We start from the raw sequence: 15,957 nt of genomic DNA on the forward strand, positions 1-15,957 counted from the left end.
GCTGGTGTGGTGTTGGGTGTCGGGCTGCTTGTCGGGTGTGGGGGCGGCGGCGGTGGTGATGAAGCGCCGCCTACTGCTTCGGCGGAGTCCTCGGTCGACGGCAAAGTGATCGTGGTCGATCCGGGGCATAACGGCGGGAATGCCGATCATCCGGAGGAGATCAACAAGCAGGTGTCCGTGGGGAACGGGCGCAAGGCTTGTGACACGACCGGGACCACCACGGCCGATGGGTACACCGAGCACGCCTTCACCTGGGACGTGGCCAATCGGCTGGCGAAGGTGCTGCGGGACAAGGGGGCCGAGGTCGAGTTCACTCGGGAGAGTGACGACGGGGTCGGGCCCTGCATCACGGAGCGGGCGGCTACCGGGGGACGTGTCGGGGCAGATGCAGCGGTTTCCGTGCATGGGGACGGGGGGCCAGGTTCCGGGCGCGGGTTTCACGTCATCGTGCCGGTGGCCGTGGGGGAGAACGCGGGCATCGTGGACGGTTCCGTGCGGCTGGGGCAGGCGATCCGGGAGGCGTATCGGGCCGGTACCGGGATGCCCTACTCGACGTACATCGGTGAGGACGGCCTGGACCGGCGCGATGACCTCGGTGGGCTCAACCTGGCCAAGGTGCCGACCACGTTCATCGAGTGCGGCAACATGAGCAACCCGGAGGACGCGGCCAAGATGTCGGACCCGTCGTTCCGGCAGCGCATGGCCGACTCGATCGCGCAGGGGTTCGAGATCTACTTCGGCCGGTAGGCCACTGTTTGCCATGCCGTGGGGTTGCGGGGCGAAATGTCCGGTTAGGTGGAGAAGTGACACCGGACGAATGGGTGATGAGGATGGCCCATAGAGACGCCTCGAAGCCGGCTCGCAAGGGAGCGCGCATCGCGTTCAGCTGGGAGATGCTGCTCGGGCTGGCCGCTACCGCGTTCATCATTTATGTGTGGGTGTGGGCGGCGACGCAGGGCGGCCCGCCCTGGTAGCCGTTCTCTGGCGCTGAACGGATCTCCCGGCAGGATGCGGCGTGCGGGCCGCGCCCTCCCCGGGAGATCTCATGGATGTCGTCAACTGCTGGTCGTGACCCGCTGGACGGCGTCCGAACCGGTCATGATTTGTGCTGAACGCCGCGAGTCAGCAGCGTCCTGAGTGCCTTCGCCACTTCCGCCGGGGCCTCTTCGGCCATGAAGTGGCCGTAGGGGACGGTGGCGTGGTCCAGGTCGGCGGCCCATGCGCTCCATAGGGCGACGGCGTCGTAGCCCAGGGCGGCTCCCCAGTCCTGCTGGAGGACGGTCACGGGCATCTGCAGCCGGTTGCCTGCGTCCCGGTCGGCCTGGTCGTGTTCGATGTCGATGCCCGCGGACGCGCGGTAGTCGGCGACGATCGACGGGATCGCGTTGCGGCTGGCGTCGAGGTAGGCGGTCCGGACGTCGGCGGGGATCGCGGACGGGTCGTTCGTCCACAGGTCGAGGAAGTGGCCGAAGAACGCGTCCGGAGCCCCGGCTATCAGTTGTTCGGGCAGCCCCTGGGGCTGGGCCATCAGGTAGAGGTGGAAGCCCACCGCCGCGGTGACGCCGTGCATCGCGTCCCACATGTCCAGGGTCGGGAGGACGTCGAGGCAGGCGAGGTGGGTGATCGTGTCCGGGTGGTCGAGGCCGACGCGGAAGGCGACCAGGGCGCCGCGGTCGTGTCCCGCTAGGGCGAAGTGGTCGTGGCCCAGGGCCCGCGCCAGGGAGACGATGTCCGCGGCCATGGTGCGCTTGGAGTAGTCGTCGGCGGGCTTGTCGCTGTCTCCGTATCCGCGTAGGTCGGGGCAGATGACGGTGTGGTCGGACGCAAGGTCGGCCGCAACGTGACGCCACATCAGGTGGGTCTGCGGGAAGCCGTGCAGAAGGACGATGGGAGTGCCGGTGCCTGCGACCGCCACGTTGAGGGACACGTCGTCGGTGACAGGGACACGCTTGTAGTCGAATTCGTTGAACATGGCCCTAGGCTGCTCGACGCGAATGAGCATCGGATGAGCGCGCTATAGCGTGGCTTGTGTGGACGTCGTTTTCGGGGTGTTGGGGCCGGTGACGGCCTGGGACGGCTCCGGCGATGAGCTCCCACTGAAGGGGCCGAGGCATCGAGCGGTGCTGGCCCGGCTCATCATCGCCCGCGGCCGTGTCGTCCCCGTTTCGCGGCTCGTCGACGATCTGTGGGATGTTCCCCCGGCGGACGCGGTCGGCGCGGTGAGGACGTTCGTGGCGGCGTTGCGCCGGGCTCTGGAGCCTGAACGTCCATCGCGGGCACCGTCCCGGCTTCTGGTCACCGAGGGCCCGGGGTACGCACTGCGCACGGACGCGGTCGATGCCTGGCGCTTCGAACGGGTGGTCAGCGCTCCAGACGGTCCGCCGAAGGAGGCGCTCACGGGGCTGGACGAGGCGCTTGGATGGTGGCGTGGCCCCGCCTATGCCGAGTTCGCCGACGACGAGTGGGCCCATGCGGAGCGGTCGCGGCTGAACGAACTCCGTTTGCGGGCCATCGAACGCAGGGCCGAGGCCAAGCTTGACCTGGGCCTAGCCACCGAAGCGGTGCCGGATCTCGATGCACACGTGGCAGAGCACCCTTGGCGTGAGGACGCGTGGCGTCTCCTTGCTCTCGCGCTGTACCGCACCGGTCGCCAAGGTGATGCGCTGGCTGTTCTCCGCCGCGCACGAGCACTGCTGGTAGAGCAACTGGGCATCGACCCAAGCCCGGCGTTGCGCCGCCTAGAGGAGAGCATCCTTCGCCAAGAAGACCCGGACACGACGTCGCAGGTGTGGGCGGAGGCGGCCTTCACCTATGACCGCACCGTGGCAGCGGGTTCGCGGGCGCGGCTGGAGTCGACGGTCGGGATCCTGCGCAACCTCGCGGTGACCGGCGGCGGCGGGCTGGAGGCGGCGCGCGGGCAGCGGATGGCGGCCATCGCGGCGGCGGAGCGGCTCGGCGAAGCGGAGCTGACCGCGCGGGTGATCGGCGCGTACGACGTCCCGGCGATCTGGACGCGGTCGGACGACCCACCGCAGGCCGCCGAGGTCGTGTCGGCGGCCGAACGCGCCCTCGCAGCGCTGCCGGACGGGCCGGGGCCGGCGCGGGCGCGCCTCCTCGCGACGATCGCGCTGGAGTCGCGCGGCAGCCGCGGCGGCCGTGCCCGCGAAGCCGCCGCCGAGGCGGAGCGACTCGCCCGGAACCTGGACGATCCCGCGCTTCTGGCGTTCGCGCTAAACGGCGTCTTCATGCAGACGTTCCACCGGGCAGGGCTGGCGCCGGAACGCGACGATATAGGGGCCGAGCTGATCGACATAGCCGTCCGGCATGATCTGCCCAGCTTTCTCGTCCTCGGCCACCTCGTCCGGATGCAGGCGCGGAGCGCGCTCGCCGACTTCCCGGCCGCCGACGAGCACGCCGCGGCGGCGGATCGTCTCGCCGAGCGGCACGAGCGACCCCTGGTCGGCGTGTTCAGCACCTGGTACCGGGCGCTGCGGCTCGCCGCGTCCGATCAGCCGCAGGAAGAGGTCGAGGCCGCCTACCGGGACGCCATCGCCCGGCTGGACGGTTCAGGTATGCCGGGGCTGGCGGGCGGCCTGCCCGCGCTTGCTCGGCTGTCCCTGCGCATCAGGGAGGGGCGGCCTGCGCAAACGGAGCCGCACACCGACTGGGGGCCTTACGAGCCTTGGACCCGCCCCTTGGTTCTGGTGGCGCAGCAGCGTCCACGCGAAGCCGCCGCAGCGCTGCGCAAGGCACCGGAGCCACCCCGCGACCTGCTGTTCGAGGCCATGTGGTGCCTCCTCGCCCAGGCGGCGATGGCCGTGGACGACAAGGAGATGATGGCGCGCGCCCGCGACACGCTCGCCCCGGCCGCCGGAGAGCTGGCGGGTGCCGGTAGCGGCCTCCTCACCTTCGGCCCGGTGACCCATTACCTTCGGCGAGCGGACGGTTAGACTCGGTGTTATGAGGACGTTCTCCGCCCAGGTGATGATGCCCCGCTCGCGGGGTCGCTGACGCTAAACGTTCTTCGAGGCCCTGTTCGCGGGGCCTTTTCTCGTTGTGGGGTCCCGATTTCCCGGAGGCTCCCTTGAGCACTTACATCACCACGACCATTCCGTACGTCAACGCGCGTCCGCATCTGGGATTCGCGCTGGAACTCGTCCAGGCAGACGTGCTCGCCCGGCACAGACGCCGCACCGAGCCCGTGCGATTCCAGACGGGGACGGACGACAACTCGCTGAAGAACGTCCTTGCCGCTGAAGCCGCCGGCGAGAACGTCCAGGAGTTCGTCGACCGGCTCGCCGAGGAGTTCGTCGCACTGGCCGGCCCGTTGTCCTTGTCGGTGGACGACGTCATCCGCACCAGCCGCGACCCCCGGCACCGCGCAGGCGTCGAACGGCTGTGGCGCGCCTGTGCCGACTCCGGCGACCTGTACCGGCGGCACTATGAGGGGCTCTACTGCGTCGGTTGCGAGCAGTTCTACGGCGAGGCCGAACTTTGCGACGGACGCTGCCCCGAACACGACACCGTCCCGCAGCAGATCTCCGAGGAGAACTGGTTCTTCCGCCTGTCCCGGTACGCGGAGAAGCTGCACGGCATCATCGACCGCGGCGAATTGCGCGTCGAACCGGCCGAGCGGCGCAACGAGGTGCTCTCGTTCATTGCCGGCGGCCTGGCGGACTTCTCCGTTTCCCGATCGACCGAGCGTGCGCGCGGCTGGGGAATCCCGGTACCGGACGATCCCGGCCAGACCATTTACGTGTGGTGGGACGCGCTCGGCAACTACATCACCGCACTCGGCTACGGCCAGGGCGCACCGGCATACGAGCGGTGGTGGACGGGGAGCGAGCGTCGCGTCCATCTCGCCGGGAAGGGCGTCCTGCGGTTCCACGCCGTCTACTGGCCGGCGATGCTGCTGTCCGCCGGGCTTCCGCTGCCGACCGAGGTCCTGGTGCACGGCTACCTCACCGCCGCCGGGCGCAAGATCAGCAAGTCGGGCGGCGCCACCGCCGATCCCGTCGCGCTCGTCCGGCAGTACGGCGTGGACGCCGTCCGGTGGTGGCTGCTGCGCGAGGTGCCGAAGGCCGGGGACGCCGACTTCACGGCCGGGCGGCTCGTCGCCCGCGCCGACGACGAGCTGGCCAACGGGCTCGGGAACCTGGTCAACCGGGTCGTGTCGATGGTCCACCGGTACCGGGGCGGCGCCGTTTCCGTCCGCGAAGGCCCCGGTGAGCTGGACGAAGTGTGCCGCGCGGCCCCCGCACTCGTCGCCGAAGCGCTCGACGACTACGACTTCCGCCGTGCCACCTCCGCCGTCGGGGAGGTCGTCGACCAGGCCAATCGGCACATCAACCGGGTGCGGCCCTGGGAGCTTGCGAAAGCCGGTGACCCGCGGCTGGACGACGTCCTCGCCGAGCTGGTCGGCGCCTGCCGCACCGTCGCCGACGTCCTGGCGCCCTTCCTGCCCGACGCCGCCGCCCGCATCGCACGGCAGTGCGCCGGTGACCGGCTCCCCCAGCCCTCGCCGGTGTTCCGCCGCCTCGCCTGACCGCCGAACCGGGCCTTGTTCTCCCTGGTCAGGGCATGGTGCACGGTTTACCTGGATGGGGACGTTACTCACGCTCCTCTCGGGTAGGGCGTCAGCGAGTCTTTTCGTCCGGTGTGTCCGATGGCGCGGTGCCGTCGAGCCCGCCGAGGGCGGAGCGACCCCCTGAACCGCGAGAGGAGAGCTTGTCGTGACCGACGTTTCGAGCAAGGGATCGCAACCGGGGGACGAGCGTCCGGTGCTGACCAATCGGCAGGGCCACCCGGTCTACGACAACCAGAACCAGCGCACCGTGGGGTCCCGCGGCCCGGCGACGCTGGAGAACTACCAGTTCCTGGAGAAGATCAGCCACTTCGACCGGGAGCGCATCCCGGAGCGTGTCGTGCACGCCCGCGGCAAGACGGCGTACGGCTTCTTCGAGGCGTACGGCAAGTGGGGTGACGAGCCGATCTCGAACTACACCCGCGCCAAGCTGTTCCAGGAGGAGGGCAAGCGGACGCCGATCGCGCTGCGGTTCTCCACGGTCATCGGCGGGCGCGACTCGGCCGAGACGGCGCGGGACCCGCGCGGGTTCGCGATCAAGTTCTACACCGAGGACGGCAACTGGGACCTCGTCGGGAACAACCTCGCGGTGTTCTTCATCCGCGACGCCATCAAGTTCCCCGACGTCATCCACGCCCTCAAGCCCGACCCGGTGACGTTCCGCCAGGAGCCGGCGCGCATCTTCGACTTCATGTCGCAGAGCCCTGAGTCGATGCACATGCTGGTCAACCTGTTCAGCCCGCGCGGCATCCCGGCGGACTACCGGCACATGCAGGGCTTCGGCGTGAACACCTACAAGTGGGTGAACGAGGCGGGCGAGACGAAGCTCGTCAAGTACCACTGGATGCCGAAGCAGGGCGTAAAGAGCATGACGGAGGCCGACGCTGCGGCGATCCAGGCGAACGACCTGGGGCACGCCAGCAAGGACCTGCACGAGGCCATCGAGCGCGGCGAGTACCCGGAGTGGGAGCTGGTCGTCCAGATGATGGACGACCACGAACACCCCGAGCTCGACTGGGACCCGCTCGACGACACCAAGACGTGGCCGGAGAACGACTTCCCCGCGCTGCCGGTGGGGCGGATCGTCCTCGACAGGAACGTGGAGGACAACTTCGCCGAGAACGAGCAGATCTCGTTCGGCACGGGCGTCCTGGTGGACGGTCTCGACTTCTCCGACGACAAGATGCTCGTCGGGCGGACGTTCTCCTACAGCGACACCCAGCGCTACCGGGTGGGCCCGAACTACCTGCAGCTCCCCGTCAACCAGGCCAAGGGCTCGCAGGTGAAGACGAACCAGCGCGACGGGCAGATGACGTACTACGTCGACTCGTCGGGCGACAACCCGCACGTGAACTACGAGCCGTCCATCACGGGCGGGCTGCGGGAGGGGCAGTTCCCGACGCACGACGAGCAGGGGCCCGAGATCCGGGGCCGGGTGACGCGCAAGCGCATCGAGCGGACCAACGACTACAAGCAGGCGGGGGAGCGCTACCTGCTGATGGAGGACTGGGAGCGTGACGACCTCGTCAAGAACTTCGTCGCCGGGATCTCCGAGTGCGTGCGTCCCGTCCAGGAGCGCATGGTGTGGCATCTGCTGATGGTGGAGGACGACCTGGGGCTGCGCGTCGGTGAGGGCCTCGGCATCGGCCCCGACGACGTCAAGCACCTGGAGCCGCTCGCCAGCCAGGACCTGACCGACGAGGACCGGAAGCGGCTGTCGAACCTCGGCAACAACGGCCCGCGGGACGTCAACGGCCTGAAGATGACCCACTGCGTCCCGAACGAGAGGGCGGCCCACGCGGGCTAGCCCGGACGATTCGGCAGGGTGCGGCGCCGGCGCGCCGCACCCTGGCGTCGTTCAGGCGCCCTTGACGGTGATTCCGGCCGTCGTACGGGCACCGTCCACCGCGGCCTTGACGAGTTCGTCCTCGGCGCTGAAGGCGGTCTCCATGACGGTGATGTACTCGGCGGTGGGCGGGTAGAGGTGGGCGGCGGCGTTGGCGGTCCGGCGGACGATGACGCGGGCGCCGGTGCGCATCGCGGTCTCGAAGTGGCGGACGTCGTGTCCGGCGCGGGCCTCCCCGGCCCCGAGGACGCGGAACGCGTCGAGCACGGCGGTCTTGTCGCGGGCGCCGAGGTAGGCGGACACGGCGTCGCGGACGAGCGTGCCCACGGCACCGGCCCGCACGTGGGCGTAGGCGGGCACGCGGACGTTGATCTCGCGGACGACCTCGGCGGTGATCTCGTCGAGGCGGTCGGTGAGGAACCGCTCCAGATCGGGCTGCATTGGGTCGTCCCCCCTTTCGTTGGCGGGCGGCGGCCCGCGCGCCGACGGGGCGAGTGGCGGGAGCGGGAGGCCGGCCGGGACGAGCGGGTCGCGCGAATGAGGTACCGGCATGTTACCGGCGCGTAGGCCGAATTGCCTCCCCCAAATTTCGCAAATGACCAAGATGTGTCATGCGGGGTTGGCCGTGGTGCCTTCCGTGCTCAACAGGACGATCGTGTCCGCGTGCTCGGGCGCGAGGGCCGAGCGGTGCCGCGAGGCGAGTGCGGCGCGGATGCCCGCCAGGGAGGCGGCACCGCAGGGCCCTGCAGGCACCCCGAGGGAGATGAGGTCGTGGGCGGCCTGGGCGGCATCGGCGTCGCTGACCGCTACTGCCGCGTCCACGCCTGAGCGGAGGTAAGGCCAGGCAAGGCTGGACGGTGTGGCGCAGTTGAGCCCCGCCATGGACGTCGTTCCGGTCTCGACGGTGACCGGACGGTCTTGATGCAGGCTCGTCAGCACGCAGGGGGCCGCATCGGGCTCCACGCTGAGCAGCGTGGGCGCGGACCGTCCAGACCTGTAGTGGGTCACAGCGGCCTGGGCCAGCGACCCCACTCCGGCTGGGACGGCGACAAGGCCCGCTGGGGCGGCCCCTGCCGAGGCGAGCTGCTCGTCGATTTCGGTGAAGAGGGTGGAGTAGCCGTCCACGATCCACTGCGGGACGCGTTCGTACCCCGGCCACGCGGTGTCCTGGACGAGCACGGCCGACGGGTCGGAGGCTGCCGTGTCCGCCGCGACCCGCACGGCCTCGTCGTAGGGCGCCGGCACCTCGGTCACCCCCGAGCCTTCCTCCTTGATCGCGGCCACGGCCGCCGGGTGGACGCCGCCCTGCGGGACGAAGACGTCCGCCGCGAGCCCGAGTATGCGGGCCATGGCGGCGACCGCCCGGCCGTGGTTGCCGTCCGTCGCGGTGACGAGCCGCACCGGCGGGCCGGCGACGTCGCGCAGCCGCCCGAGCGGGGCGCCGGGCGCGAGCCGGTAGTGCTCGCACAGCGCCCGGTGGACGCCCCACGAGGCGCCGAGGATCTTGAACGCGGGCAGTCCGAGGCGGGCCGACTCGTCCTTCACGAACAGCCGCCCGACCCCCAGCTCGGCCGCGAGCGACGGCAGTTCGACCAGCGGCGTCGGGGCGTAACCGGGGAGCCCGCGGTGGAAGGACGCGACGTCCTCGGGGGCCGGCGGGCATGTCCAGGCCCGTGCCGACGGCCGGGTGAACATCGACAGATCGAGCGCAGCGGGAGCCGTGACCATGCAGGACACGCTTCCGCAGCCACCTTTCATCGGTCCAGCGAATGTTTCCGAGGGATAATCATCAGCTGAACCGATGAATTGAGGTGCGCCCGTGCTGGACCTGCACCGGCTCCGGCTGCTCCGCGAGCTCAAGCACCGCGGGACGCTCGCCGCCGTCGCCGAGGCCCTCTCCTACAGCCCGTCCTCGATCTCGCAGCAGTTGTCCGTGCTGGAGAGGGAGGCCGGCGTGCCGCTGCTCGAACCGGTGGGGCGGCGCGTCCGGCTGACGGCGCAGGCGGAGATCCTCGTCGCGCACACCGAGGCCGTCCTGGAGCGCCTCGAACGCGCGGAGGCCGACCTCGCCGCGTCCCTGCGCGACATGACGGGGGTGCTGCGCGTCGCCGCGTTCCAGACGGCCGCGCTCGCGCTGGTCCCGGACGCGCTCAGCGCGCTCCGCGATGCCCACCCGCGGCTTCGTGTGGAGATCACCCAGCGGGAGCCCGAGAGCGCGCTGCCCAGCCTGCTCGCCCGGGACTTCGACCTGGTCATCACCGAGGAGTACCCGGGCGACCCGAGCCCGCGCCCGGCCGGGATCGAGTACGCGGAGCTGGGCGCGGACGAGATCTCCCTCGCCCTCCCCGAACCGCCGCCGCAGGGGACCGGGCTGCGGGAACTGGCGGAGACGCCGTGGGTCATGGAACCGGCCGGCACGGCGTCGCGGCGGTGGGCGACGCGGCTCTGCCGCACGGCGGGGTTCGAGCCGGACGTGCGGTTCGAGTCGACCGACCTGCTCCTGCACCTGCGCCTGGTCGAACGCGGTCACGCCGCCGCGCTGCTGCCGGGGCTGGTGTGGTCGGGACGCCCGCCGACGGTGCCGGTCGTCCCGCTCCCGGCGGCGGACCGGACCCGCCGCCTGTTCACCGCGGCCCGCAGGGGAGGCGGCTCACACCCCGCGGTGCGGGCCTTCCGCGACGCGCTCGCCGGCGGATTTGCCTCCCGGGGCTAATCTGGAAAGAACAAGTTCGTGCAAGCCGTAACACGGCTCACGGACGGGCCGTAACCCCGAGGGCCGTTCGATCCGGTCCCGACCCCGTGACCGGAGCGAGCGCACCGCGTTCAACCGCCGCCGGATTCCGCCGGCGGAATCAGCCTCGGACGCGCACACGTTCACACCCGTAGGGCGCCGCCGCGGACTCCGCCCCGAAACCGGATTTCAGGGGTACAGTCCCAACCAACTTGATTCCAGAAGCCCGGGTCACAGCCCCGAGACCGGGCCGCGCACGTGCGGAGGCAAGCCCTCCGCTCCGAATACCCGATACCCGCGAAGGTGAGCCCCCTGAGGGGCTTCCCGGGGGTCGCCCCGCCTCGTTCCGGGGTTTTCCCTTATGGCGCTCAGTTCGCCCGGCGGGCAGAGTCATATTGAGCAGCAGGGGGACGAGGCCCCCTCCGCAGGAAGAAGGCACACGATGTCGAACACGCCCCTCACCTCGCTGACGACCTCCGAGCTGGCCGAGATCCTGTTCTGCTGCGAGCTGCAGGAGTCCGGCCGGCCCACCGCCGAGCAGATCCGCGCCGCCATCGACGCCCGGCTCGGCGCCTGCGGCGGCGACCGCCGCGCCTGCGCCGCGATCGTCGCCCAGGAGGCCGGCGACCACCCGGACACCTACCATGCGCGGATGCGCTGGGCCCTTGCCGCCGTGTCGGCGGCCTACCCCCGCGACCTCGCCGCCGCCTGACCGCGCCGCCGCCTGACCACACTGCGGCACCGGCCCGCACGAACAGCAACCACCCGCACGAACAGACACCACCCCGGTACGAACAGGGAGGAAGCCCGATGCGTTCACCGTTCACCGACCGCCGCGAGGACATCGTCCCGCGTTCGCTCCGCGACCTGCTCGCCACCGAGGCGGCGCAGGCCGCGCGAACGGCGAACGAGAAGCGCCGGCGCCGACAACGCAGGACCATGACCAACCGCCGCGTCACCTAGCCGGAACCGTCCGCCCGGTCGTGCCGACGGCCCGTCGCCCGGCCGTGCCGGCGGCGGCGGCGGGGTCAGTGCCGCGACTTCTTCGACTTCTTGATCTTCGTCTTGCCGCCGTCCGACTCCCACTCGTACCCGGCCGCGCCGCGCTCGCAGTAGCTGTTGCTGACCCGCCGGTCGGTCGCGTCGTGCTCGCACCAGCGGTTCTTGCCACCGCACGCGGTCAGGCCCGTCACCGCGACCACCACGGTCAGCGCCAGCGTCACCGGACGTCTCTTCGGCATCTTCGGCCTCTCTCTGCGACATCGCGTCAGCGACAGGGTGCCACCGACGCGACTCGGACGCGCGGACGCAACGAAAGCGTTCCCCCGCGGACAGGACGGGACGTGTCCGAGTCCGGCCGCGAACTATGCTGGCGCCCGTGAGCGATGAGCCGACGGACGACCAGGACGGCCGCCCCGGCGGCGGAACCGAGTACCGCATCGGCGAACTCGCGCGGGCCGCGGGCGTCCCGGTGCGGACGCTGCGCTACTACCAGGAGCGCAAGCTCCTGCCGCCGCCGCGCCGCGAGGGCCGCATCGGGCTGTACTCCGAGGACCACCTCGCCCGCCTCCGCATGATCGCGAACCTGCTCGAACGCGGCCACACCCTCGAAGGCATCCGCGAGCTCCTCGCCGCCTGGGAGCAGGGCCGCGACATCGGCGCCGTCCTCGGCGTGGAGAAGGCCGTCACGACGCCGTGGTCGCGCGAGGTCCCGGTGACGATGACGCTGGACGAGCTGGCGGCGCTGTTCCCGGGCCAGGTCGACGCGGCGTCCGTGGAGCGGGCCGTCGCGCAGGGCCACATCGAGATCGACGGCGACCGCGTCACCCACTGGAGCCGCCGCCAGCTGGAGGCGACGGTGACGCTCGTCCAGGCCGGGGTACCGCTGGAGGAGATCCTGTCCGCCGGGCAGCGGCTCCAGCACACCATGGACGACCTCGCGGCCATGTTCCTCCAGATGATCGCCACGCACGTCGTCGGCCGGCTCGACGAGCAGGACCTCGGCGAGCTGACCGACACCCTCGCGCGGCTGCGTCCCGGCGCGCAGGTCACCGTGGAGGCGGGCTTCGCCCGCGCCATGGACCGGCAGGTCCGCGCCGCGATCGACCAGCTGCTCGGCCGCCTCGCCGCCCCCTGAGCGCCGCGGCCGGGGCGCGCCCCGGCCGCCGCACGGCCGCCCGGCCGCGATACTTGGGGCATGGTCGACGACGAACGCTGGAAGGCGAGATTCCGGGCCGCCGGGATGAGCCTGCCCCGATGGGCCAGAGACGCCCCGAGCCACAGCATCTACCGGTCGAACGTCACCGGAACCTGGGAGATCTACACGTGGAACCGTGACACCGGCGAGCGCCGCCAGGTGACCGACCGCCCGAACGGCACCTGGATCGGCACCATCGACCCGACCGGCGAGTGGGTCTGGTGGTTCGCCGACACCGACGGCGACGAGTTCGGCGTCTGGAAGCGCGTGCCGTTCGGCGCGGAGGAGGGGGCCGAGAGCGTCCCCGCCGTCGCCGGCCTCGAACCGTCGTACCCGTCCGGCCTGTGCCTGGGCCGCTCCGGCCTCGCCGTCGTCGGGCGGACGACCGAGGAGGGCAACACCGTCCACCTGTGCCCGCCGGGCGGGGCGCCCGGGGTGCTGTACCACCACGCGGAGGACGCGCACGTCGCCGCGATGTCCCGTGACGAGACCCTGATCGCGATCGGCCACAGCGAGCACGGCGACAGCCGCCACATGGCGCTGCGCGTGGTACGGCCGGACGGCGGCACGGTCGCCGACCTGTGGGACGGCCCCGGCAAGGGCGTCCACGCCGCCGGATTCGCCCCCGTCGACGGCGACGCGCGGCTGCTGGTGAACCACGAGCGCCGCGGCCGCGACGAGATGCTCATCTGGGACCCGGTCGCCGGCACCGAGCAGGAGATCGTCCTCGACCTGCCCGGCGAGATCGGCGCGGCCTGGTACCCGGACGGGACCGCGCTGCTGATCTCCCACTCGCACGAGGGCCGCGACCGGCTGTACCGGTACGACCTCGCCACCGAGGGCCTGACCGCGATCGAGACGCCGCGCGGGGTGATCGGCGCGGCCGACGTCCGCCCGGACGGGACGGTCGAGTACTCCTGGTCGTCGGCCGCCGAGCCGCCGGTGATCAGGTCCACGTCCGGCGAGGTCGTGCTCACGCCCCCCGGGCCGCCCGCTCCCCCGTCCGTGCCCGTCGAGGACGTGTGGGTGGACGGCCCCGGCGGCCGCATCCACGCGCTGGTCAGCAAGCCCGAGGGCGACCGCCCGTTCCCGACGGTGTTCGACGTCCACGGCGGACCCACCGCGCAGGACGTCGACTCGTTCGTCGCGCCGGTCGCCGCCTGGGTGGACCACGGGTTCGCCGTCGTCCGCGTCAACTACCGGGGCTCGACGGGCTACGGGTCGGAGTGGCGCGACGCCATCGAGGGACGCGTCGGCCTCACCGAACTGGAGGACATCAAGGCCGTCCGCGACTGGGCCGTGTCCAGCGGGCTCGCCGACCCGGAGCGGCTCGTCCTGACCGGCGGGTCGTGGGGCGGGTTCCTCACCCTGCTCGGCCTCGGCACGCAGCCGGACGACTGGAGCGTCGGCGTCGCCGCCGTCCCCGTCGCCGACTACGTCGCCGCGTACGAGGACGAGATGGAGGGGCTGCAGGCGTTCGACCGGTCGTTGTTCGGCGGCTCCCCGGACGAGGTCCCGGACCGCTACCGCGAGTCGTCCCCGATCACCTACGTCGCGCATGTCAGGGCGCCGGTGCTGGTCCTCGCCGGGGAGAACGACCCGCGCTGCCCCATCCGGCAGATCGACAACTACCTCGCGCGGCTGGCCGAGCGGGACCATCCGCACGAGGTGTACCGGTACGACGCCGGGCACGGCTCCCTCGTCGTCGAGGAGCGGATCACCCAGATGGCCGCCGAGCTCGACTTCACCCGCAAGCACCTCGGCATGGCGTGATCTTCCGGGGGCGGGCGGCCGGGCCGCCCGCCCCCGGCGTTTACAAGATCGAACGCGGGGCACTCCTCCGACCGGCCGCCTGTAGAGCGAAGAGCCGGTACGGAGCCGGCACACCCCCCGGGCGCGCGGCCGCCGCCGACCGGGGGGATTCACGTGAAACAACTGCGGTACGTCCACGCGCTCGTCCGGCTCGCCGCCGGGCACCGAAAACCGGTGCCGCACGGCCCGCTGTTCCAGCTGACGGCCCTGGTGACGGGCCTGGCCGTCGCCACCACGACCCTCGCCGTCACGACACCACGCGCGTCGGCGACCGAAAAGCCGCCGCCGCGCCGCACCAAGACCACGGCGCCGCGCCCCGCCGAACTCCTGGCACTGCGCGGCCCGGCTCCCGGGCACCGGGCGTTCCGCACATCCGGCCGTACCCCGGCCGGACCGCCCCTGCTGGTGCGCACAACGCCCGCCCCGGCCCCGCCGGCCCCGGCGGAGACGACCGCTCCACCTCAGGTCGTCACGCCCCAGGGCACCGTGACCCAGGACGGCGGCGCGACCCAAGACGGCGCAGCCCAGGAGAGCACGGCGCAGGAGAGCACGGCGCAGGAGAGCACGGCGCAGGAGAGCACGGGCCAGGGCGGCGCGCCGGCCGGGGCGACGACGTCCGCAGCGCCGGCGCCGGCCGTGCTCCCGGACGGCATCCCCGAGGCGCGCCGCGTGGCGCACCGCTTCGCCGAGGAGATCCTCCGTGCGAACGGCATCGCCTGGCGCTCGACCGGCGGCTGCTCGAAGCGGACGATCCGGACCTGCACCTCGTTCGAGAAGATCCGCTGGGGGACGATCAAGGGCCTGGTCCGCTTCGCGAGGTCGAGCGGCTGCGACATCGTCGTCACCGGCGGCACCGAGCGCGGCCACGCGAGCGGCGCCCTCAGCCACTGGAACGGCTACAAGGCGGACATCTCACCGACCCGCTGCGTGGACGAGGCGATCGAGCGGTACGAGTACGCGGGTGTCCGCGAGGACGGCGCCAAGCTCTACCGCTCGCCCGACGGCGCCCTCTTCGCCCGCGAGAAGGACCACTGGGACATCACCTTCCAGTGATCCGTTCCGCCGGTCAGGCGCGGACCTCGCGGATGATCCCGACGAGCTCCCGCGTCACCGACTTGAACCCGGGCATGCGCGACATCGACACCATGCGGTCGACCAGCGGGACGGTCCGCTCCACCAGCAGGTACGTCTTGCGGCAGCCCGGCGAGGAGTCGTGCACCCAGTACAGGACGATGCCCATCGAGTAGATCCACAGCAGCTCGGGCAGCTCCGCCCGGAACTCCTTGTCGATCTTCAGGTCGGAGCCCTCCACGACCTCGCGGTAGATCGCCACCGCCGATTCGCGCGCCGGGCCCGACTCGGCGCTGAACGGGTTGAGCGGGCTGGTCGGCTCGGCGGCGAACTTGAAGAACTTCCCGGCGAACTCGTGGTACGGGACCATCGTGTCGACCCGGGCCTTGAGCACCCCGAGCAGCCGTGCCGCGAACTCGGTCTCGGCGTCCAGGACGGCTCGGCAGGCCGCGACGTGCTCGTCCTGCAGCTCGTCGTAGTACGCCTGGATCAGCTCTTCCTTGGACCCGAAGTAGTAGTAGGCGTTGCCGACCGAGACGCCCGCCTCCTTGGCGATCGCCCGCATCGTCGTCGCCTCGTACCCGCGCTCCCGGAACAGCCGCAGCGCCGTCTCGACGATCAGACGCCGCGTCTGCTCGGACTTAACGGCCTTCGTCTCGGTCACGCCTGCCAGCCTAAGGCCCCCTCCCACCCCTCACACGCGCACACCACACCGC

At 71.4% G+C, this 15,957-nt stretch carries 16 protein-coding genes; 11 read left to right on the forward strand and 5 right to left on the reverse strand.

From position 1 onward, the window contains the following. Both E1200_RS20425 and E1200_RS33840 read left to right on the forward strand, forming a co-directional pair. A partial coding sequence (locus E1200_RS20425; RefSeq protein WP_131953655.1) for an N-acetylmuramoyl-L-alanine amidase occupies positions 1–747 on the forward strand: 747 nt, incomplete at its 5' end. An 83-nt stretch (positions 748–830) separates the two neighbouring features. After that, on the forward strand, positions 831–974 hold the full coding sequence (locus E1200_RS33840) for a hypothetical protein (RefSeq protein WP_165950390.1): 144 nt from the start codon (positions 831–833) through the stop codon (positions 972–974). 122 nt (positions 975–1,096) lie between these two features. Here the strand turns inward: E1200_RS33840 and E1200_RS20430 are convergent, their stop codons facing one another. Beyond that, entirely contained in the window at positions 1,097–1,972 is an 876-nt protein-coding gene (locus E1200_RS20430) for an alpha/beta hydrolase (protein ID WP_131953656.1), read from the reverse strand. 58 nt (positions 1,973–2,030) lie between these two features. Here E1200_RS20430 and E1200_RS20435 point away from each other — a divergent pair, with 58 nt between their 5' ends. From E1200_RS20435 to E1200_RS20445, 3 genes are all read left to right on the forward strand, one after another. Further along, positions 2,031–3,950: a BTAD domain-containing putative transcriptional regulator gene (locus E1200_RS20435; protein WP_131953657.1), complete on the forward strand. Its 1,920-nt coding sequence runs from the start codon at positions 2,031–2,033 to the stop codon at positions 3,948–3,950. Positions 3,951–4,084: 134 nt separating this feature from the next. Next, the gene (locus tag E1200_RS20440; protein ID WP_131953658.1) at positions 4,085–5,545 is read left to right on the forward strand and encodes a methionine--tRNA ligase; all 1,461 of its coding nucleotides are present in this window, start codon (positions 4,085–4,087) and stop codon (positions 5,543–5,545) included. Positions 5,546–5,732: 187 nt separating this feature from the next. Then, on the forward strand, positions 5,733–7,391 hold the full coding sequence (locus E1200_RS20445) for a catalase (protein ID WP_131953659.1): 1,659 nt from the start codon (positions 5,733–5,735) through the stop codon (positions 7,389–7,391). Positions 7,392–7,442: 51 nt separating this feature from the next. Here the strand turns inward: E1200_RS20445 and E1200_RS20450 are convergent, their stop codons facing one another. Together E1200_RS20450 and E1200_RS20455 are read right to left on the reverse strand one after the other, a co-directional pair. Then, positions 7,443–7,871 carry a hypothetical protein gene (locus E1200_RS20450; protein ID WP_131953660.1) on the reverse strand — a complete coding sequence of 143 codons (429 nt, stop codon included), beginning with the start codon at positions 7,869–7,871 and terminating at the stop codon, positions 7,443–7,445. 168 nt (positions 7,872–8,039) lie between these two features. Then, complete coding sequence (locus E1200_RS20455) at positions 8,040–9,158, reverse strand: diaminopropionate ammonia-lyase (protein WP_131953661.1); 1,119 nt, start codon at positions 9,156–9,158, stop codon at positions 8,040–8,042. A 91-nt stretch (positions 9,159–9,249) separates the two neighbouring features. Here E1200_RS20455 and E1200_RS20460 point away from each other — a divergent pair, with 91 nt between their 5' ends. The 3 genes from E1200_RS20460 to E1200_RS33845 all read left to right on the forward strand — a co-directional run bounded on the left by E1200_RS20460 (position 9,250) and on the right by E1200_RS33845 (position 11,124). Continuing rightward, a complete protein-coding gene (locus E1200_RS20460) occupies positions 9,250–10,143 on the forward strand; it encodes a LysR family transcriptional regulator (RefSeq protein ID WP_131953662.1) in 894 nt (297 codons plus the stop codon). A 460-nt stretch (positions 10,144–10,603) separates the two neighbouring features. Next, positions 10,604–10,873 carry a hypothetical protein gene (locus E1200_RS20465; RefSeq protein ID WP_131953663.1) on the forward strand — a complete coding sequence of 90 codons (270 nt, stop codon included), beginning with the start codon at positions 10,604–10,606 and terminating at the stop codon, positions 10,871–10,873. Between the two features lie 98 nt (positions 10,874–10,971). Beyond that, a complete protein-coding gene (locus E1200_RS33845) occupies positions 10,972–11,124 on the forward strand; it encodes a hypothetical protein (protein ID WP_165950391.1) in 153 nt (50 codons plus the stop codon). 65 nt (positions 11,125–11,189) lie between these two features. Here E1200_RS33845 and E1200_RS20470 read toward each other — a convergent pair whose 3' ends face one another. Continuing rightward, positions 11,190–11,402, reverse strand: a complete 213-nt coding sequence (locus E1200_RS20470) for a hypothetical protein (RefSeq protein WP_131953664.1) — start codon at positions 11,400–11,402, stop codon at positions 11,190–11,192. A gap of 137 nt (positions 11,403–11,539) precedes the next feature. On the opposite strand from E1200_RS20470, the gene E1200_RS20475 reads away from it, so the two are divergent. The 3 genes from E1200_RS20475 (at position 11,540) to E1200_RS34430 (ending at position 15,223) form a co-directional block, all read left to right on the forward strand. Continuing rightward, a complete protein-coding gene (locus E1200_RS20475) occupies positions 11,540–12,298 on the forward strand; it encodes a MerR family transcriptional regulator (protein ID WP_243708716.1) in 759 nt (252 codons plus the stop codon). Between the two features lie 60 nt (positions 12,299–12,358). Continuing rightward, positions 12,359–14,131, forward strand: a complete 1,773-nt coding sequence (locus E1200_RS20480; protein WP_131953666.1) for a prolyl oligopeptidase family serine peptidase — start codon at positions 12,359–12,361, stop codon at positions 14,129–14,131. Between the two features lie 153 nt (positions 14,132–14,284). Next, positions 14,285–15,223: a hypothetical protein gene (locus E1200_RS34430; RefSeq protein ID WP_207933457.1), complete on the forward strand. Its 939-nt coding sequence runs from the start codon at positions 14,285–14,287 to the stop codon at positions 15,221–15,223. Between the two features lie 13 nt (positions 15,224–15,236). On the opposite strand, the gene E1200_RS20490 is transcribed toward E1200_RS34430, so the two are convergent. Beyond that, entirely contained in the window at positions 15,237–15,905 is a 669-nt protein-coding gene (locus E1200_RS20490) for a TetR family transcriptional regulator (protein ID WP_131953667.1), read from the reverse strand. Between the last annotated feature and the right edge of the window lie 52 nt (positions 15,906–15,957).

The sequence above is a fragment of the Actinomadura sp. GC306 genome (genome assembly GCF_004348665.1).
In the GTDB taxonomy this organism is placed as follows: Bacteria; Actinomycetota; Actinomycetes; order Streptosporangiales; family Streptosporangiaceae; genus Spirillospora.